The organism is uncultured Methanobrevibacter sp., assembly GCF_902788255.1.
GTDB lineage: Archaea > Methanobacteriota > Methanobacteria > Methanobacteriales > Methanobacteriaceae > Methanocatella.
In genome coordinates this window covers 26,844-45,276 of the sequence record NZ_CADAJR010000021.1, presented here as the reverse complement: position 1 = coordinate 45,276, position 18,433 = coordinate 26,844, and the positions used below count along the sequence as shown (strand labels likewise).

Sequence of the window (18,433 nt, the reverse complement as noted above, 5' to 3'; positions counted from 1 at the left end):
GAACTCAAATACGAAATGGTGAAACCAAAGAATTTTATGAAACTAAAGGAAAATATCGTGTTACTCGATATGCCGATGATTTCGTTATTTTCGCAAGAAACAGAGAAGACATCGAAAAAGTACCTAAAATTCTCGAAAACTACCTTTTTGAGAGAGGACTGGTACTTGCAGAAGATAAAACTAAAATTACACACATTTCTCAAGGATTTGATTTTCTAGGATTCAATTTCAGACAATACAAAACAAACAAAGGATTAAAATGTTTGATTAAACCATCAAAAGATAGTATCAAGAACTTTAAAGCCAAAGTGTCTGAAAGAGTCAGATGGCATCACGGAAACAACGTTGACAGTCTGATAGACTCTTTAAATCCCCTAATAATTGGCGCTGCCAATTATTGGAAACCTACTGTTGCTAAAAAGACATTTTCTGATATGGATTACTATATATGGAACAAAATATATAAGTTTTTGCGCCGTTTGCACCAAAATAAAGGCTGGAAATGGATTAAAAGAAAATATTTCCCAGAATACGACGACGGATATCATCGTGGAAAATGGATATTAACTGGCCCTAAAGAAGAGAATCATTTAATTAAAATGAGCTGGACTAAGATTAAGCGACATAAAATGATAACACACAATTATTCACCATATGATAAAAGTAAAGAGGATTATTTCATGAATCGATGAAATATCATTATTGAACATTCGGATAAAGTTCTGCTCGAGCCTTATGTTCGGGTGCGACAAGATAGGGTCTCCTAACCCTTTTAATGTCAGTAAAGTCTCGATTGCGAGATTTTAATCCCTGTTGTGTGGGATTTTCTCCTCTAAAATTCCTAGTCTGGTAACGGATTTTAGGAAGTTGCATGAAGAAAAAGCCTAATTTAATGATAGTATTCAATCATTAAAGGGCAAGAGAAAGAATAAGAATGGTTAACATTATGTGAACAATTGTAAGCATCGTTAGCGGCAGTGATAGGTGGAATACAACGCAAAATTTTTTTTTGCTACTATCATATTGCAAATAAGAAATAAGTAGTCTGGACATACTTATATTTTCGCAACCTGTATATTTGCCGGTGTATAGATTGAACCTTCCCTTATTCGTATCTGACGGGAGATTAACTTGGTAAGCCATTTGCAGTCCTCCGATAACATATTTTCTCGGTTTTGAAACTAGGCAAAGGCACACTAAGGATGGAGACAAATGTTTCATTAAACCATCTAAAGATTCTCTAAAGAATGCCAGAACTAAAATCGCAGAAAGATTTGAACTTATGAAAGGGCATAATGTTGGGGATTTAATTGATGCTCTTAATCCATTGATTATCGGACTTGTAAATTATTGGAAACCCATGGTTTCCACAGTAGCATTTGAAAAGATGGATAATTATATTTGGATTAAAGTCAAGAAATTCCTAAAACATCTACATCCCAAAAAAGGATGGAAATGGATTAGAAGAAAATATTTTCCTGATCCTAAGCCTGAAGATAAACATCAAGATAGGTGGATTTTGACTGACCCAGTTTCTGGTCGTCAATTAGTTAAAATGAGGTGGACTAACATTGACAAAAGGCATATAATGATTAAACATAATTATTCGCCTTTTGATAGTGATAAATCTGAATACTTTAAAAATCGACAGATTAAGTTGTCAAATTGATTAAGATAATGGTCTATTTGAGCCGTATGTGCTAAAAGGCACACGTACGGTTCTTCTGAGAGTGCGAGGCAGTAATGCCTCAATCTTATCTGACTAACGGACACGTACGGTTCCAAAGAGGGTGCGGACGAGTAATCGTCCAATCCTATCTAACCCCCCTCATTTAATGCAATTCATCCACGACCTTGAAGAGGTCATGGTATTCTTGCATCATTAGATAAAAGTGATTATGAAATTAAATTTTCAAATACTGGTGATAAATATGATTGAAGAGGTTTGTGTAGCCATTGCATATTTTGTGATTGCTGTGCATTATCTTCACCTAGCTTAGGTTAAATAGCAGATAGTTGTGTGCTGAATTTAGTTATATATTTTAGACGGATGATATTAGCTAAATGTTAATGGATAGTTTTCCCCAACATTCATGATTCTAATCACAACTATTGTTTGATTTTTTCAAATATTCTTCCACTTCATCTTTCGGTATGAATTTCAGTGCAGCTGAATTTATGCAGTAGCGTTTGCTTCCTCCAGGTCCGTCATTGAATACATGTCCCAGGTGTGAGTTTGCCTTTGCACTTCTAACCTCTATACGGGTGGTTCCATGGGAGAAGTCACGGTTTTTGGTAATCGCATCCTCTGAAATAGGTTTTGAAAATGCCGGCCAGCCGCAGCCTGAGTCGAACTTGTCATCTGAAGAAAAGAGAACTTCGCCATTTACTACATCTACATATATACCATCTTCAAAAAAGTCATCATACTTTCCACTGAAAGGAGTTTCTGTCATAGAAAGCTGTGTTATTTCATACTCTTCACGAGTCAAGTGGCTAAATTCTTTATCATCTATTAAATTTAAATCAACATGACAATAGCCCTGCGGGTTTTTCTCAAGGTACTTTTGATGATAGGTTTCAGCTGCATAGAAATTATGGATTTCATGTGTCTCAACCACTATTCTTTTAGATGATTCCATTTGCTTTTCTCTTAAAAAGTCCATTACAACTTTTGCATCATCCGGGTCCTGCCAATAGATTCCTGTTCTGTACTGTGTACCTATATCGGCACCCTGACGGTTTAGGATGTATGGATCAATTATCTTAAAGAAATTTTCCAATATTTCATTCAATGAAATGATTTTAGGATTGTAGGTTGCCTTGACTGTTTCTGCATGACCTGTTTTTCCGGTGCACACCTTTTCATAGGTAGGAGCCAAATCCCTGCCGTTTGCATAACCGACTTCTGTATTGTTAACGCCCTTAAGCCTTGATATGAATGCCTCAACACCCCAAAAACAACCGCCGGCAAGATAAATTACAGATTGTTTTTCAAACATGTTTAATAATTTGTTGTTATGCATAAAATATTTTTATTACTAAAAACAAAATTTAATTAGTTAGGAGGAAATTTTAATGTTTTACAGTACCATTATGAAAATCGATTCAATTGACAGATTAAGAGACATAAGGGATGCACTGCTTGTTGAACAGGGTATCAACCCTACCCGTCAAGGTGAACAGGCAATTAAAGTGGTAGTTGAAAGAATTGATGAAATCCAGGCTACCTTGGATAAGTCCGCTACCAAAAACCTCAACAGAAGATAAGTGATTTAAGTGTTAAGACGTGTTACATCCAGCAGGCGACTTTTAAGAAAAAGAATGTATAAGGCTCCCCATTCAAGACATAGGATTTCACAATACAAAAGGGAAAACCAGAATATCGCCAAACCCCATCAGGACAAGTTCAAGGAAATGAACGGGCCTAACATAAAACGAAAAAAGAGACCTAAAAGAGAAGTCATCACTGGTTTTAAGATGTCTTACAGGTATAAGTATTATCAAAATCAGATTGAAGAAGAAACAGAAGATGAAGAGTTAGATTAACTCTTCTTTTGAAATTATTTTATTTTTTGAATGAATGTCTAAAATAAGACCACTGAAAGCATCATCATTTTTTGCAAGTTCACAAAAGAGTTCATCTGAGACTTCGGTAGGATTGTAGTCTCTAAGTTCGAGATATTCATAGCCTTTTTCATATTCCTCCAAAGAGGAAAAGACAATAATCTTGAAATCATCCAGAGAACCTGTTACAAGAAAGTCCTTTTCATGATCATCACCAAGAGTAGGGCAGATATACATTAGAAATCACCGTTTCTATCCATATTGAAGTTCTGTGAATGTGGATTTATTACAAAACCCTGAAAATATTCATCATTTTCAGCCAATTCGGAAATTTCTTCGGGAGTTATTACCTTCAAGTCAAGCTTGTCCAGAAAGAGCTTGGATATCTTTGCACTTCCAAGGGCATATTCCCTCATGTCAGTAAAAATAGGGATGATGTATTCCTTGCTTGATTCAGTCAGTGTCAGCTTGACGAAGCGGTCTGATTCGTCAATCAGGGTAAAGTAAATTTCATCAGGGTAGGTTTTCCTGATGTTTTTCTTTACGGCTTCAAGCTCTATTGCATCCTCGTTCTTAAGCTTTTTTGCCATTTCGGCATATATCTGAATATACTCTTTCAGCTGGCTTTTGGATGCCTTAACGTTATTTTCCTGATAATCCTTATAGTCTTGCGGATTCATGTTAGTCACAGCATTCGTGAACGTCTTCATGTGCAATTACAAAGTCCCATTGTGGGGCGTTGATTGCAAGACCGATGAAAGCGTCATCCTCATGATGATCAGCTATAATTTCGCTTCCAGTTTTTGTTTCACATTCGAATTCGATGTCTCCGAACTCTTCCCTGAACTCCTGGATAGCACTGTTTGCTTCCTCTTCGTCGGTAAATACAGGAATTACGAATTCCTCATCTTCGCCTTCATCACTTACGATTAGTGCAACAACTTCCTTTTCATCTTCGCTGCTGTTGAAGACAATTATGAATTCCTCATCAAATACCTTGTGTTCGATGCTGTGGTAGATTTCACCCATTTCATCGATTTGAGCTTCATTATCTTTTTCAAAGCTTTCAGGCAATTCATCTGAGTCGCCTAGAGCCTCTTCGATTTTAGCGTTTAAGTCATCGTCAAGTTCTATAAATTTTTCTACTAATTCTTTAAGTTCACTCATAGTATCACAAAATAAATTAATTAATAAAAATAAGTTCTTTAAAAACAAATGAACATTCTCTTCCTAAACACCACTAAAGGAATACAAACGAATGCTCATTTCAACCATCACCATTGTTCATATTATAAAAAAATAGTACATAACAATATGAACAATACTATTTTAGATTTCCACATATATAAAGTTTTAGTTTTCAAAGGTGCTTTCTATGGCCTTAATCATATTATATATGAATTTATTAGTTTTTACATTCACATTGTTGAGCTCACCTAGTTGAATCACTTTACCGTTAAGCGAATCAATCTCTGTTCTTATCTTATTTTGAAGGTCATGATGTGTTGATGAGTAGTGGTTATAAGTGTCGGGAACAAGCTTTGAGTAGAAAACATCTCTGTATTCATCGGCATTTGCCCAAAGGGTCTCATATGGTGAGGATTTTATGACCTCGAATATCTCATCGATTATGCTGTCCATAATCTCGATTGTGTATGGGTTTTCGGTTAGCTTGCCGTATGTCACGTCAAGTATTGCTCCCAACGGGTTCAGTGCGCAGTTGTAAATCATCTTCGCCCACAGGTGCTTGTCCACCTCGTCGGTTATTTCACATTCGATTCCTGATGAGGTGATGATGTCTGCAATCTCCTGCAGTTGGTGTGGGTCTTCATCTTGAAGGGATCCTATAAGTATCGGTTCTGAAAATGAGTTGATTTCGCTGATGTTTCTTTCAGGTCTTGTAAATCCCATGATTAGGCGTGCGCAGAACACCTGGCTTTTGGAGAAATATCTCAGGTACGGCTCGTCGTTTCCAAAGCCGTTCTGGAATATGATTATCTTTCCACTTTGCTTCAATATGTTTTTATGGCTGTTGAGATTGTCTGATATGTTCTCGTTTGCTGTTGTCTTAGATGTGATGAGGATGTAGTCGAAATTGTTTTCGGGTATCTCATCATAGTCCTCATAGACTGGAATATCTTCTATTTCTATGTTTTCAAAGAGTCCTGTTCTTTTTATACCGTTTTTCCTTATTGCCTTAGCGGTTTTTCCACGTGCATAAACTGAAACGCTTGCATTTTGTGAAGCAATTGATGTTGCAAGCCCTATTCCTACCGCTCCGGCACCAATCACCAATATGTTCATGATGATATTCTGTTCTTAATAAGTAATAATCATTATTCATTTTAATTTTATTTTTTAATCAATTAAAATTTAACCATGTTTTAATATAATTCAAATTAATTTTAAATTTTATATACTATAATTATAATAATTATTAATGTAAAGTTGAAATCTTATTAAATAACTTTATATCAAATAAATTTAACAACGTGGTTGAATGAAAATTAATAAAAAACTTTTAATATGTGCGCTTTTGGTGCTCGTGATGCTGTGCATTATTGGAACCGCAAGCGCTAATGAACCACTTGACGAAAACTTGACAGCAACCGATACGGAGGGAGAAATTGGCGAAATCGTCAATGAAGAGCTAAGCGTTTCGGACAGTCAGGACAAGTTAAGTGCTGAGGGAGACACTATCACTGTTGATGCAGGTGGTAGTGGGGACTATCAAACAATTTCCGCCGCTGTTGGCGCAGCCACTGGTGGGGAAACTATTTTTATTAAGAACGGAGAATATACAGAAACCTCAAAGATTGACATCGGTACAAAGAAATTGACTTTTACCGGTGAGTCTCCTGATGGAGTAATTATTAAATCCGGAGATAATGACTTATTTTATACAACAGGGTCTGGTTCTTGCACATTGGTTTTCAACAATTTGGTTTTTAAAGAGATTGTAATGACTAAAGCTAAAACTCCAATATTCATTGGTGGAAATGATGATGTTATTATAACAAATTGTACATTTGACAACTGTGAATCTAGATATGGTGCATTGCGCATATATACTTCAGGTAGTGTGATTGTTGACCAATGTAAGTTTTTAGGCACAAAATCATCAAATGGTGCCTATTCAAGTGCTATAGACTTTGGTGGTAGTGGAGATACTGAGTATGTATTGAAGAATTCCATCATTGACAATTCAGGAATATCCAGTGCACATACTGGATCCTATATTTTTGGTGTTTTGTACAATGAGAAAAGTGCAGGTACTGTGGTATTAGATAATGTGACCATTAGCAATTTCCAGGGTACTGGTAAAGGAAGGGCACTTATCACTGCTAAAGGAAATATGGAAATAAAAAATTCCAGATTTGTTAACAATGTTCTTTCAGAAGGCAATGACTATAATTCTTTATTCTTTATATCTGCAGGGAGTAAAACTGTAAATATAGAATCAAGTATGATTGCGAACAATTCTGGACCTAAATACATTGCAGCTTCCAATACTGCAACATCATCTTTTACTTTAAATTACAATAACATCCAGAACAACACTGTCAATTTGGGTGTCAATCATCCTTCTTCAGGCTCCTACAATTTAGATGCAAACTATTGGGGATCCAATTCATTACCAGATGGTGTTACTGCATCAAATTGGATTGTGGAAAACAACGGTGCTTATGAATTAAACACTGGCGAAGCAATTGATGTAATCATTCCTGGATTGAATGATGGTCCTGAACCTAAATATCCTGAAGGAACAATTTATGTTGCAACTGACGGTAGTGATGATAATAACGGTTCTGAAGACAGTCCTGTCTTAACAATCGCTAAAGGTGTCGAACTTGCAAATGCAGGATCAGGTTATCTTGTCATCAAGGAAGGAGTATACAAGGAAAGCGGAATTGAACTCAACAATTCCAAACCAATCAGCATTATCGGTGACGGTAATGTTGTTATCGACGGACAGGCAAGCTCAACCAGTATTTTTGTAATGGATGGTGGAGTTGCAAATTTCACCAACATCGTATTTACAAACAACAATCCAGGATACGGTGGAGCTATCAATGCTGGTTCATACGTTGATATAAACATTTTAATCAATAACTGTACATTTACAGATATCAATTCCACTTCAAGAGGTGGAGCATTCTATGTTGCAACCGCTAAAGGTAAATTGACAGTTAAGGACTCCAAATTCTATAATATTGACAGCGGTTCCTGGGGAGCAATAACCATTGCAACTTCATCCCAGGCTGACGGATTGACTGTTGATATTTCAAATTCAATATTCAAAGGTAACAAAGCAAACAATGGTGCTGCAGTATATTTAAGAGCTGCAAATGTAAACATTATCTGTTCTAAATTCATTGAAAACACTGCAGCTAACGCACCTGGTGCAATATACTTATATAATGCAACTGCAACCATTGACAACTGTGTAATTTCAAACAACACTGCTGGCGGAAAGGGTGTTGCAATAAGTACAACTCCTGTTTCAGGTAGTGTAACAAAAACAACTATTACCAACTGTGTAATAGAAAACAACAATGGAAACGGTCAGACTTTACCTGCAATCTATGCTGACATGAATTTGATTGAAATTTCATATTCATCATTGATTAATGACTTATCAATCGAAACACGTACAGCTACAGGTTATGATGCTGTTTACGGTCAAGGTGTTGTAATTGCAAACAATAACTGGTGGGGAACTAATGACCCTAGCTCAAAAGTTGAAGGTAAAAACATAACTATGGACTCCTGGGTAATCATGAATGTCGTTGCAAACGCAACTGAAGTGATTTCAGGAGACCAAGTGAAATTGACAATAGACTTTAACCATGTAAACACAACTTCCGGCGAGATTCAGGAATTGACCGGTGGAGTAATCCCAATCGATTCATACACTGTCAAACTCACTTCCCAAAACGGTACATTCTCACAGGATGAAGTAGTCGTTAAAAACGGAAAAACCCAAGATGTAATCTTCACATCCGCCGACAACACTGCCCTTATTAAGGCAACATGTGGCGAAGCTAATGTGGACATTAAACTTGCAAAAGGTGTTGAACCATACTATGGCATCATCTATGTGTCAACCGAAGGTAATGACAACAACAACGGTTCCGAACAATATCCTGTTGCAAGCATCGCAAAGGCTATTGAACTTGCATCCATTAACGGAGGATCCGGTGAAATCATCGTAAATGCAGGTACATACACTGGCACAAATTATGAAGTCACCAAGGACTTAAAAGTTACCGGTGTTGGAGATGTTGTGCTTAATGGAGAAGGACAAGGAAGATTATTCAATGTGGCATCTTCCGCTAACGTTGCCAAATTGACATTAATCAATTTAACATTAACCGGCGGAAATGCATATTACGGCAGCGTAATTTACAGTTACGCAAAAGAACTGATTTTGGAAAATGTAAATGTAATCGCTAATCCAACTAGTGGAAACCTCATCACAAACAACGGTAAATTGACTGTAAGCAAATCCAAATTTGCAAACAACACCTGCGGTGATGTAATAAAAAGTTCCGGCAACTATGACATTACAATTACCGATTCCACATTTGACAACAACACCGTAACCGGTTCTTCATCCGATTATGGAATTGTATACATTTCATCCGGAAAAGGCAATTTAATTGTTGAAAACTCAAAATTCACCAATAACGTTGCAAGACAAGGTGTATTGATTGGTTCATCAGATACAGTAATTGATGTAAAAGGCTCAGAATTTATAAACAACACAAACACTGTTTCATACGGTGGAGTTATTCGTGCAAGTTCTACATTAACAGTCACTGAATCCAATTTCATCAACAATAAAGCATTTAGAGATGGTGGAGCAATTTATGTTGGTTTCCTTGGAGATGCAACTGTAACTAAATCAGTATTCATCAACAACACAGTAACCAGCAGCGGATATCATGGTGATGCAATCTACAATGGAAACAAGCTTTCCGTAAATTACTGTGTACTTTTAACCAACGGTACAAAATACTTGATTTACAATGACGGTGATGACAATGTTGTCAACGCCCAATACAACTGGTGGGGAACCAATGATGACCCTAGCTCATTGAATGGTGTAGGAACCTATGAGAACGACTGGGAAGATGAAGTTCCATGCGCTGACGTTGACTCATCCAATTGGGTTGTAATGACCGTGTCAAACAACTTGACCGCAGACGCATTAAAAGTTGGAGATAAGGCTGAATTCACTGTTGACTTCACTCATGATGTAAACAAACAGGCATTGACTGATTCAATCCCTGAAGTTGAAGTAAAAGCAAGTGCAGTTTACGGCGAATTGGACAAGGATAAGGCAACAACCGAAAACAATGTTGCTAAATTCATATTCACAGCCACTGACGGTGGAGTGAACAACGTAACAATCACATCTACTGATGCAGTGAATACCACTGCCGTGACTGTGGAAGAACCTATCGTATTGGAAGTGATTTATGTATCCATGACCGGTGACGACAACAACATCGGTTCAAGGGATGCTCCTGTAGCAACAATCAAACATGCTATGGAAATTGCTGAGAAAGGTAAAATCGTAATCCTGAACGGTAATTATGTAATCACTGAAACATTGGTTGTTAATAAGGATTTAGATATTTCAGGTCAAGGAAATGTTGTCATTGACGGTAATTCCTTAAGAATATTTGAAAACACTGCAAACCTTAATCTAACCAATATTGCATTTACAAATGCAAAATCAGCTTTCGGTTCAGTGCTTTTAAATGACGGAAATTCAACAATTGTCAACTGTAACATCTATTCAAACCAAGCTACCGGATCCAGCGGAAACATTATTAACAATAGAAAAGGCACAATGGTCATTGATAACTGTGACTTCTCTGAAAATGTTGCAAAAAGAGGAGTTGTTGCATCACAATCAGAAACAGACTTATTAATCAATAATTCTGAATTCATTGGAAATGACATGACTTCATTAACAAATACAAACGGTATCGTTTATTCAGCTTCTGCTGACACTGTAGTTGAAAACACAGTATTCAGAAATAACAAAGCTAAATCAGCAGGTGCAATCTATGCAACCAGAGCTTCCTCTGCAACTAAAGGAACATTGGAAGTAACTAACTGTACTTTTGACAACAATATTGCAGTTGAAGGTACTGCTGGTGCAATATTTGCCGGAAGAACCCCAACAACAATCAAGGATTCCACTTTCACCAACAACCAGGCTAACAGTGGAGAATATGTTAAAGGTCAAGGTGGAGCGATTTATCAAACTATGGATGATCTGAAATCCACAATGAGCATTGACAACTGTGTATTCATTAACAACACTGCTGGAGATGCAGGTTCTGCAATCTATGTGAATACCGACCAAGGTACATTCGATATTGCAAATTCAATCATCATCAGCAAAGAAGGTGACGACAAATATGCAATAGACAAGAAAGAAAAAGCAACCACAGTCATTACCGCCAACAACAACTACTGGGGTAATAATACAAAAGCAAACATCGACATTAGTGAAGACAGTAAAATCACATTGGATGTGACTGTTGACCCTAAAGATGCTGTTGCAGGCGATGAAATCACAATCACCGCTGTATTTTCAAATGAAATTCCAGACGGTGTCGAAGTGAGTTTCACTTCTGATTCAGGTAAATTAAACGAAGTTGTTTTAAGCAAAGGCAAAGAAATCACTTTCAAATACACTGTAGATGAAGCGGATAAGGAAATTCTCGTCTCATTAGGTGGAGTTCCTCAGTTCACAGTACTCATCAGTGATATTCCTGATGTAATCTATGTATCTCCTGAAGGTGACGATGCAAACGAAGGATCTATTGACGCTCCTGTAAAAACATTGGCTCATGCAGTTGAAATCGCTAAAAAAGGTCAAATCGTTCTTTTAGAAGGTACCTATAAAACCGGTGATTTAGGAATCATTTCCAACAACCTAAACATTACAGGTGAAGGAAAAGTTGTAATCGATGCGGACAACAGCAACAGACTCCTTTACGTAGGTGAAGATGCAAAAGTTGTTCTTAAAAACCTAATCATGATCAACGGTTACAATGCAGTTGAAAGCGGTGCATTACTCGGAAACTCAAACTATTTAACCCTGATTAACTGTACATTAGCTAATTCAACAGCCGGTGAAAATAACGGTGGAGCAATTTACAATGTTGGTTACTTGACTATCATCAACTCAACTATTGCAAACAACACCGCTAAACTTGGTGGAGCAATCTATTCAGGTACAGGTCTTGCTAAAGGAGCAACAATCAATATTGAAAATTCCGTAATTGAAAACAACGTTGCTAATGGTAATGAAAACAACGGTGGTGGAGCAATATTTGCTCAGCAAATTGCTGGAATGACCATTGACAACACAACATTCAAGGACAATAAGGCATTGACCACTTCAAGCGGTGGAGCAATATTCATTTCACACTCCGAAGCTGAAATGAAAATCACAAACTCCGAATTCATTGCAAACCATGCTAACGGTCAGGACGGTACCGGCGGTGGAGCAATCTACATGGTTGGAACCTCAAATTATGAAAGAAAAGGTAAATTAACCATTTCTGACACTTTATTTGAAAACAACACTGCTGATGCAAACGGTGGAGCAATATATTCAAGAGCTACCACAGTAAATGTTGAAAAATCCGTATTCATAAACAACAATGATGCAAACAACATCTCAGTTTACGGATATGCAACAGAACAAATCAACCCATCCATAACTGCCAATAAGAATTGGTGGGGAACCAATGCTGATCCAAGTGCATTTGTAGGCGGAAACAACAAATACAAACCGACCGTAAACAATTGGGCAATATTGACCATTAAAAATGACACCGAAATCAAGGATGGAAACATCGTAAAATTAACCGTAGCAATTGATTCATATACTGACGGTGAAAGCGTTTATGCACTGGACAGTCCTGTCAATGTTGAAATCCCAGTAACCATCTCCACTAACAAGGGAGATATTGAAGGAGTATTGTCCAACGGTGAATTCACTCACGATTTAGATGCAACAGGCATTAAATACATCTCCGCAAAAGTTGGTGGCGATGAGGAAGTGTTATTCGTAAACACTGTTCCAACAACAATCGCAATGGATGACATTACCGCAGCAAAAGGTGACTCTGTAGAATACACAATCACCGTAACTTCCGATGACGGAACTGTCGTCAACAAGGGAGAAGTTGAACTTTACTTCGGTGAAGATTTAATAGCAACAATTCCTGTTGTGGATGGAACAGCTAAGCAAAGCATTTTAATTTCCAAAGACATCGGAACCTATGATATCAAGGCCAAATTCATTGACACAACCGAACAGTTCGGTGCTAGTGAAGCTACCAAAACTCTTACAGTCACTGGAATCAACAACATTGTAACTCCGGAAACAATAGGTAACTTCTTCGATGAAAACGGTGTAATGAAAGCTAATGTTCCATTCGATGAACTCATATTCCAAGGAGAATTCAAAGACTTAGGAACACTCAAATTAAACAAGGCCATCAACATAACCGGTGACGGTGCACTGTTCAACAACACCGCTCTTTACATCAAGGCCGACAATGTGGCTGTTAAAAACATCAAATTTGTTGCTGATAAGGAATTCGACAACAATGCAGTCATTTATGTTGAAGGTAAAAACAATATAATAGAAAATAACACAATCGATTATGACGCTCCAATCGGTGAATCATACGCTGTTTATGTGGATGGTTCTGATGGAACCAAATTGATTGAAAACGACATTTTCTATGAGGGCAAGTTAGGTGAGGCAACTAGGACCATGGCAATATTTGCAATTGACTCTAACAATATGGTTGTAAGCGATAATAATGTCAAAGCTTCAGTTCCATCCGTTGATGTGGGTTATGGTCCTGCACCTGATTATGCTCCTATGGTATTGTCTGCCGGAATCGAATTTGAAAACTGTAAAAACCTCACATTTGAGGACAACACAGTTATCGTAGACTACAATAAATCTGCAGGATATTCAGATACACTTTACGGTTTAAGAGTTGCAGGTTGTGATGATGCAAACATCGCTGGAAACGACATTGAATTGAACGGTCACCAATACGCCTATGGTGTAGAGGTTTCAGGCAAAAACATAACCCTTGAAGACAACACAATTGATGTAACTTCAGATGACCATTATGCGGCAGGTGTTTCTGTACAAGGAGAAACAACCGCAACTTTTAACGGAAATGACATCACTGCTGAATCAGAAGATGTTGGATATGGTATATATGCTGACAATTGGGGTATTCATGATACCAGTTTAGAAATTGTCGACAACACTATTGAAGTTGACTCTAACACTGCATATGGTTTGTCTCTGGTTACAAATGAAACTGAAATTGACGGCAATGAAATTACCGTTAACGGTAACTACACTATCGGTATCGGTGTCAAAAATGCAAATGCAACCATTAAGGCCAACACAATCAATGCCAACGGTACAAATGTAGGTAAATCTGCAGACGATTACCCAATGGTTAACCCTATCGAAACATTGGGCATTTATGCAGACAACTCAAATGTTACAATTGAAAACAACAACATCACTTCAACAGGAAACAAGACAATTTCATTGAATGGATGTAACGGATCAATTGTCAATAACAAATTGATTGCAAACGGCAAGAGAGGAGATGCAACCATTGCATTGAACAACTCAGATGTAAAAGTTGACAACAACAAGTCATCTGAAGATCCGGTCACCCCACCGGCTAAAGATGTCATTAAAGTGGTTGCAAGCAATGCCAAAGTGGATTACGGATTCCAATATAAGGTTCGCGCTACAATCAATGGTAAATCCGTTGGTGCAGGTAAAGTCGTAACCTTGAAAATAGCTGGAAAAACATTAAAGGCAAAAACTGACAAGAACGGTTATGCTAAATTCACATTGAAAGTAAAACCTAAGAAGTACACTGCCAAAGTGACCTACAACAAGGTGTCAAAAACAGTTAAAGTCACTGTCAAAAATGTTATCAAGGCTAAAAACACAAAGATTAAAAAATCAGCTAGAAAAGTTAGGATTAAAGTAACTTTAAAAACATCTAAGAAGAAACCTATTAAAGGCAAAAAGATTACCCTTAAGATTAAAGGCAAAAAAATAAAAGCAAAAACCAATAAGAAAGGTGTTGCTACCTTTAAGATTAAGAAAAGTATACTTAAAAAACTTAAAGCTGGTAAAAAATACAAATTCCAAGTAATCTACGGTAAGGACGTTGTTAAGAAAACTTTAAGAGTTAAAAGATAGGGATTATAATTAATCTCTATTTATTTTTTCTTTTTTTGGGGGAATGAAAATGGCTGAATATCATAAAATTATTCTTATGGCATTATTGCTTGTGATATTTATAATTCCGTCAAGCTATGCAATAAATAACCAGACAGCTGACGTAGTTCAGCTTGATGACCACCAGACAACCATTGCTATAGATTATAATGATGACGCATTAACTGCTAATAACGATTATTATTTCGATGCATCACTTGAAGACGATAATGGTGATGGATCATCACAAAATCCATATAAATATCTGACTGTGGAAAGAATTAAGGGAAACTGCAACATCCATTTGGCCAATGGGGAATATAATCTAGATGATTATAAGGCAATCGAACAGGTAAACATTATAGGGTCCAATCCCACCAAGACAATAATCAGGTATGACGGTGTAGGATTCAGAGTGAATTCCCTTTTAACATTGACCAATGTCACATTAATGGATTTATCAATTACAAATTCAGGAACCCTCAATGCCACAAACACCATTTTTAACTATGGGTATGGCAGTGCACCTGACAGTTATGGAAATAATTATGGAGGTTCAATCTACACATCTGACTTGAATGCCAATTCCAAAGTGACAATAAACAACTGCACATTCGAAGGAGGTTACGCCGTCTATGGTGGAGCGATATACATGGGCGCAGGCTATTTGAGCGTATCAAATTCCAGGTTCATAAACAACTATGCGTATAATTTCGGTGGAGCCATAGCCTGTGAAAATACAGCAGACGTAACCATTTCAAGATCAAAATTCATTAAGGACTATACTATTGATGATGCCGGCGGTGCAATCTATATCAAATCATCTCCACTTAAGGTTGACCACACTGATTTCATCAACTGTTCGGCAACATTTGGAGGTGCAATAACCACATTAAACAGTGCAGTAACACTGAATTACAATAATTTTTATAATAACTCCGCAAAATGGGATGGTGGATCTGTTTATCATATGTACGGTACTTTTGCATCCACATATGGAGTGTTTAATAATAACTCTGCAAGAAACGGAGGAGCATTATTCATAGACAATTCCACAGATTTGGTATTGCTTTCCAACTCATTTGAAAATAACAATGCCAAAATTCAAGCTGGAGCAGTATATTCCCTATTAAGCAAGTTGAGATTGCCTATAAAGAACAATCATTATAACAATAACAACGCTCCAATGGACAAGGATTATATTGACTCCAAGGATTTAAACGTCCATCTTGGTGGGGAAAACTATACAATTTATAATGCTGAAGACATTGAAATCACTGACTTTCCTAGCTATTACAGCTTAGTGGATGAGGGATTGGTGTCACAAGTTAAAGACCAACAGTCAAGCGGGAACTGCTGGGCATTTACAGCCATGGCGGTATTGGAGTCCTGCCTTAAAAAGGCAACAGGAACAGAATTTGACCTGTCTGAGGAAAACATGAAAAATCTGATTGCACTGTATTCCGATTATGGCTGGAAGATGGATACCAATGAAGGAGGATATGATTCCATGCCATTCGGTTATTTTGCAAGTTGGCTGGGTCCTGTAAATGAAACTTCAGATTTGTTTGATGACAAATCAGTTTTATCACCGGTTTTAAACAGCATATTGCATATCCAAAATATACTGTTCTTGAAAAGGGACAATTACACAGACAATGATGCAATTAAAACCGCTATCCTGAAATATGGTGCAGTCGGAACCTCAATATACTTTGACAACTATTATCTAAACAATGGAAAGGACTATTTCACTTGGGCACTTTATCCTTCAAACCATGCAGTGACAATTGTGGGATGGAATGATACCTATTCAAGGGACAATTTCTATTTCGGCAGTTACGCTGCAGGTGATGGTGCATGGATAGTGAAGAACAGCTGGGGACCAAATTGGGGTGACAATGGTTACTTCTATGTGTCATATTATGACGAGTCATTTGCAAAACCTGGCGTTGAAGGAATCGCTTATACATTTATTTTAAATGACACTGTAAAATACGATAAAAATTATCAGTATGATATAGCAGGTAAGACTGATTATCTGCATGATGACAGGACATCTGTATGGTACAAGAACAAATTCACAGCCACAGACAATGAAATCCTGTCTGGAGTTTCAACATACTTCGAAAAATTAACCAATTGGACATTATCGGTTTATGTGAATGGCATTTTGAAAACAGTTAAAAGTGGAATGTCCAAAGCGGGCTATTATACTTTCCATTTGGATGATGTTGTACCGTTATATAAAGGGGACATATTTGAAATAGTCTTTAACACAACTTCAGAAAAATTATCTTCCGTGCCGATTTCAGAGATTGCATCACTCAACAAGGCAATCTATTATCCTGAGATATCATATGTAAGCTATGACGGCGTAAACTGGGAGGATCTCTTTTATCTTTCAAAAACCTATGCGCTGCATACCTACAAATCTCAGGTTGCATGCATAAAGGCATTCACTCAATTGGCAAAATACAATACTACTGTGGATGTTTCTGTCAATGGAGGTGGCATTTCAGTAAGTGTGGTTGACCAATTCAAAAGACCTGTAAAAGACGGTAGAATCATTGTCAAATTCAATAACGCCACACAAACATTGAATCTTATCAATGGTAACGCAACCATACCTTTCAGTCTGGCTGACGGGATATATGGTGTTGATGTGACTTATGAATCTGGAAGCTATAACGCTTCACATGCGAATTTGACATTTGAAATATTGTTAAAAATGGATCTTCCTTCAAGTAATGTGTATTGCTTTAATTCAAATTATATGCTTGTCCTTCATGACCAGTACGGCCAGGGCATTTCAGGCAAGGCATTGATTTTTACCTTAAACAACAGGGAATTTGAAAAGGTCAGTGATGAAAATGGGGAAATTATTCTGCCTATTGATTGGGGTGTTGGAAAATATGTACTTACAATCACCAATCCAAACAACAATGAGAGTGTTAGCCAAAACATTGAGGTTCGTCCACGTTTAAGTGATAACAGAAACATTGTCATGTATTATGGGGCAAACAGCTATTATAAACTAAGAGTCCATGATGATTTCGGCAAAGCCATTTCAGGCGAAACTGTCAAAATTGTTGTTAATGGAAAAGTCTATTCGGTTAAAACAGACAAAAACGGATTTGCCAACCTTAAACTTAACAAGTTCAAAGTAAACAAATACACTGTTACTGTTAACTATAAAGGATTTAAGGTTTCAAATAAAATAACCATCAAATCAACATTGACTGCAAAAAACAAATCAATCAAGAAAGGCAAAACCCTTAAATTTAAAGCCAAACTGGTCAACAGCAAAGGCAAGGCCTTGAAGGGTAAAAAACTGACCTTTAAAATTAAAGGCAAGAAATACACAGCCAAAACAAATAAGAAGGGTATTGCAACCATTAAAGTCAAAAAGCTTAAGGTCGGCAAATATACAATAAAAACCAGTTATGGAAAAGTTAAGATTACAAACAAGATAACAGTTAAAAAATAAATTAACTTTTCCCCTTATTTTTTTTAAATTTAGTTATAACTAAATAACCATTATTTTTTTAG

General features: G+C 36.9%; 11 protein-coding genes. 6 read left to right on the top strand and 5 right to left on the bottom strand.

Translation table 11 applies throughout. The features are described 5' to 3' along the window. A partial coding sequence (locus QZV03_RS06855) for a group II intron maturase-specific domain-containing protein (RefSeq protein WP_296875218.1) occupies positions 1–692 on the top strand: 692 nt, incomplete at its 5' end. A gap of 449 nt (positions 693–1,141) precedes the next feature. Continuing rightward, positions 1,142–1,669, top strand: a complete 528-nt coding sequence (locus QZV03_RS06850) for a group II intron maturase-specific domain-containing protein (RefSeq protein ID WP_342764231.1) — start codon at positions 1,142–1,144, stop codon at positions 1,667–1,669. 430 nt (positions 1,670–2,099) lie between these two features. Here the strand turns inward: QZV03_RS06850 and msrA are convergent, their stop codons facing one another. Further along, positions 2,100–3,026 carry a peptide-methionine (S)-S-oxide reductase MsrA gene (gene msrA, locus QZV03_RS06845; RefSeq protein ID WP_394350678.1) on the bottom strand — a complete coding sequence of 309 codons (927 nt, stop codon included), beginning with the start codon at positions 3,024–3,026 and terminating at the stop codon, positions 2,100–2,102. Between the two features lie 52 nt (positions 3,027–3,078). On the opposite strand from msrA, the gene QZV03_RS06840 reads away from it, so the two are divergent. Together QZV03_RS06840 and QZV03_RS06835 are read left to right on the top strand one after the other, a co-directional pair. Next, entirely contained in the window at positions 3,079–3,270 is a 192-nt protein-coding gene (locus QZV03_RS06840) for a hypothetical protein (RefSeq protein ID WP_292601247.1), read from the top strand. 9 nt (positions 3,271–3,279) lie between these two features. Beyond that, positions 3,280–3,549: a hypothetical protein gene (locus QZV03_RS06835; RefSeq protein ID WP_296875214.1), complete on the top strand. Its 270-nt coding sequence runs from the start codon at positions 3,280–3,282 to the stop codon at positions 3,547–3,549. On the opposite strand, the gene QZV03_RS06830 is transcribed toward QZV03_RS06835, so the two are convergent. The 4 genes from QZV03_RS06830 to QZV03_RS06815 all read right to left on the bottom strand — a co-directional run bounded on the left by QZV03_RS06830 (position 3,541) and on the right by QZV03_RS06815 (position 5,871). Further along, entirely contained in the window at positions 3,541–3,804 is a 264-nt protein-coding gene (locus tag QZV03_RS06830) for a hypothetical protein (protein ID WP_296875212.1), read from the bottom strand. The genes QZV03_RS06835 and QZV03_RS06830 overlap by 9 nt on opposite strands. Then, positions 3,804–4,247 (bottom strand): hypothetical protein, encoded by a 444-nt coding sequence (locus tag QZV03_RS06825; protein WP_296875210.1) that lies wholly within the window; start codon positions 4,245–4,247, stop codon positions 3,804–3,806. Before QZV03_RS06825 ends, QZV03_RS06830 begins: the two co-directional genes overlap by 1 nt. A gap of 1 nt (position 4,248) precedes the next feature. Further along, on the bottom strand, positions 4,249–4,734 hold the full coding sequence (locus QZV03_RS06820) for a hypothetical protein (RefSeq protein WP_296875207.1): 486 nt from the start codon (positions 4,732–4,734) through the stop codon (positions 4,249–4,251). A 186-nt stretch (positions 4,735–4,920) separates the two neighbouring features. After that, complete coding sequence (locus tag QZV03_RS06815) at positions 4,921–5,871, bottom strand: ketopantoate reductase family protein (RefSeq protein ID WP_296875205.1); 951 nt, start codon at positions 5,869–5,871, stop codon at positions 4,921–4,923. A 196-nt stretch (positions 5,872–6,067) separates the two neighbouring features. Here QZV03_RS06815 and QZV03_RS06810 point away from each other — a divergent pair, with 196 nt between their 5' ends. Then, on the top strand, positions 6,068–14,863 hold the full coding sequence (locus QZV03_RS06810) for a right-handed parallel beta-helix repeat-containing protein (RefSeq protein WP_296875203.1): 8,796 nt from the start codon (positions 6,068–6,070) through the stop codon (positions 14,861–14,863). 49 nt (positions 14,864–14,912) lie between these two features. Continuing rightward, entirely contained in the window at positions 14,913–18,371 is a 3,459-nt protein-coding gene (locus QZV03_RS06805) for a C1 family peptidase (RefSeq protein WP_296875201.1), read from the top strand. Positions 18,372–18,433: the final 62 nt, after the last annotated feature.

What these genes read in the sequence shown, in the direction of transcription:
- msrA (WP_394350678.1), bottom strand. Translation starts at nt 3,026, where the DNA reads ATGCATAACAACAAATTATTAAACATGTTTGAAAAACAATCTGTAATT.
- QZV03_RS06840 (WP_292601247.1), top strand. Translation starts at nt 3,079, where the DNA reads ATGTTTTACAGTACCATTATGAAAATCGATTCAATTGACAGATTAAGA.
- QZV03_RS06830 (WP_296875212.1), bottom strand. Translation starts at nt 3,804, where the DNA reads ATGTATATCTGCCCTACTCTTGGTGATGATCATGAAAAGGACTTTCTT.
- QZV03_RS06825 (WP_296875210.1), bottom strand. Translation starts at nt 4,247, where the DNA reads ATGAATCCGCAAGACTATAAGGATTATCAGGAAAATAACGTTAAGGCA.
- QZV03_RS06820 (WP_296875207.1), bottom strand. Translation starts at nt 4,734, where the DNA reads ATGAGTGAACTTAAAGAATTAGTAGAAAAATTTATAGAACTTGACGAT.
- QZV03_RS06815 (WP_296875205.1), bottom strand. Translation starts at nt 5,871, where the DNA reads ATGAACATATTGGTGATTGGTGCCGGAGCGGTAGGAATAGGGCTTGCA.
- QZV03_RS06810 (WP_296875203.1), top strand. Translation starts at nt 6,068, where the DNA reads ATGAAAATTAATAAAAAACTTTTAATATGTGCGCTTTTGGTGCTCGTG.
- QZV03_RS06805 (WP_296875201.1), top strand. Translation starts at nt 14,913, where the DNA reads ATGGCTGAATATCATAAAATTATTCTTATGGCATTATTGCTTGTGATA.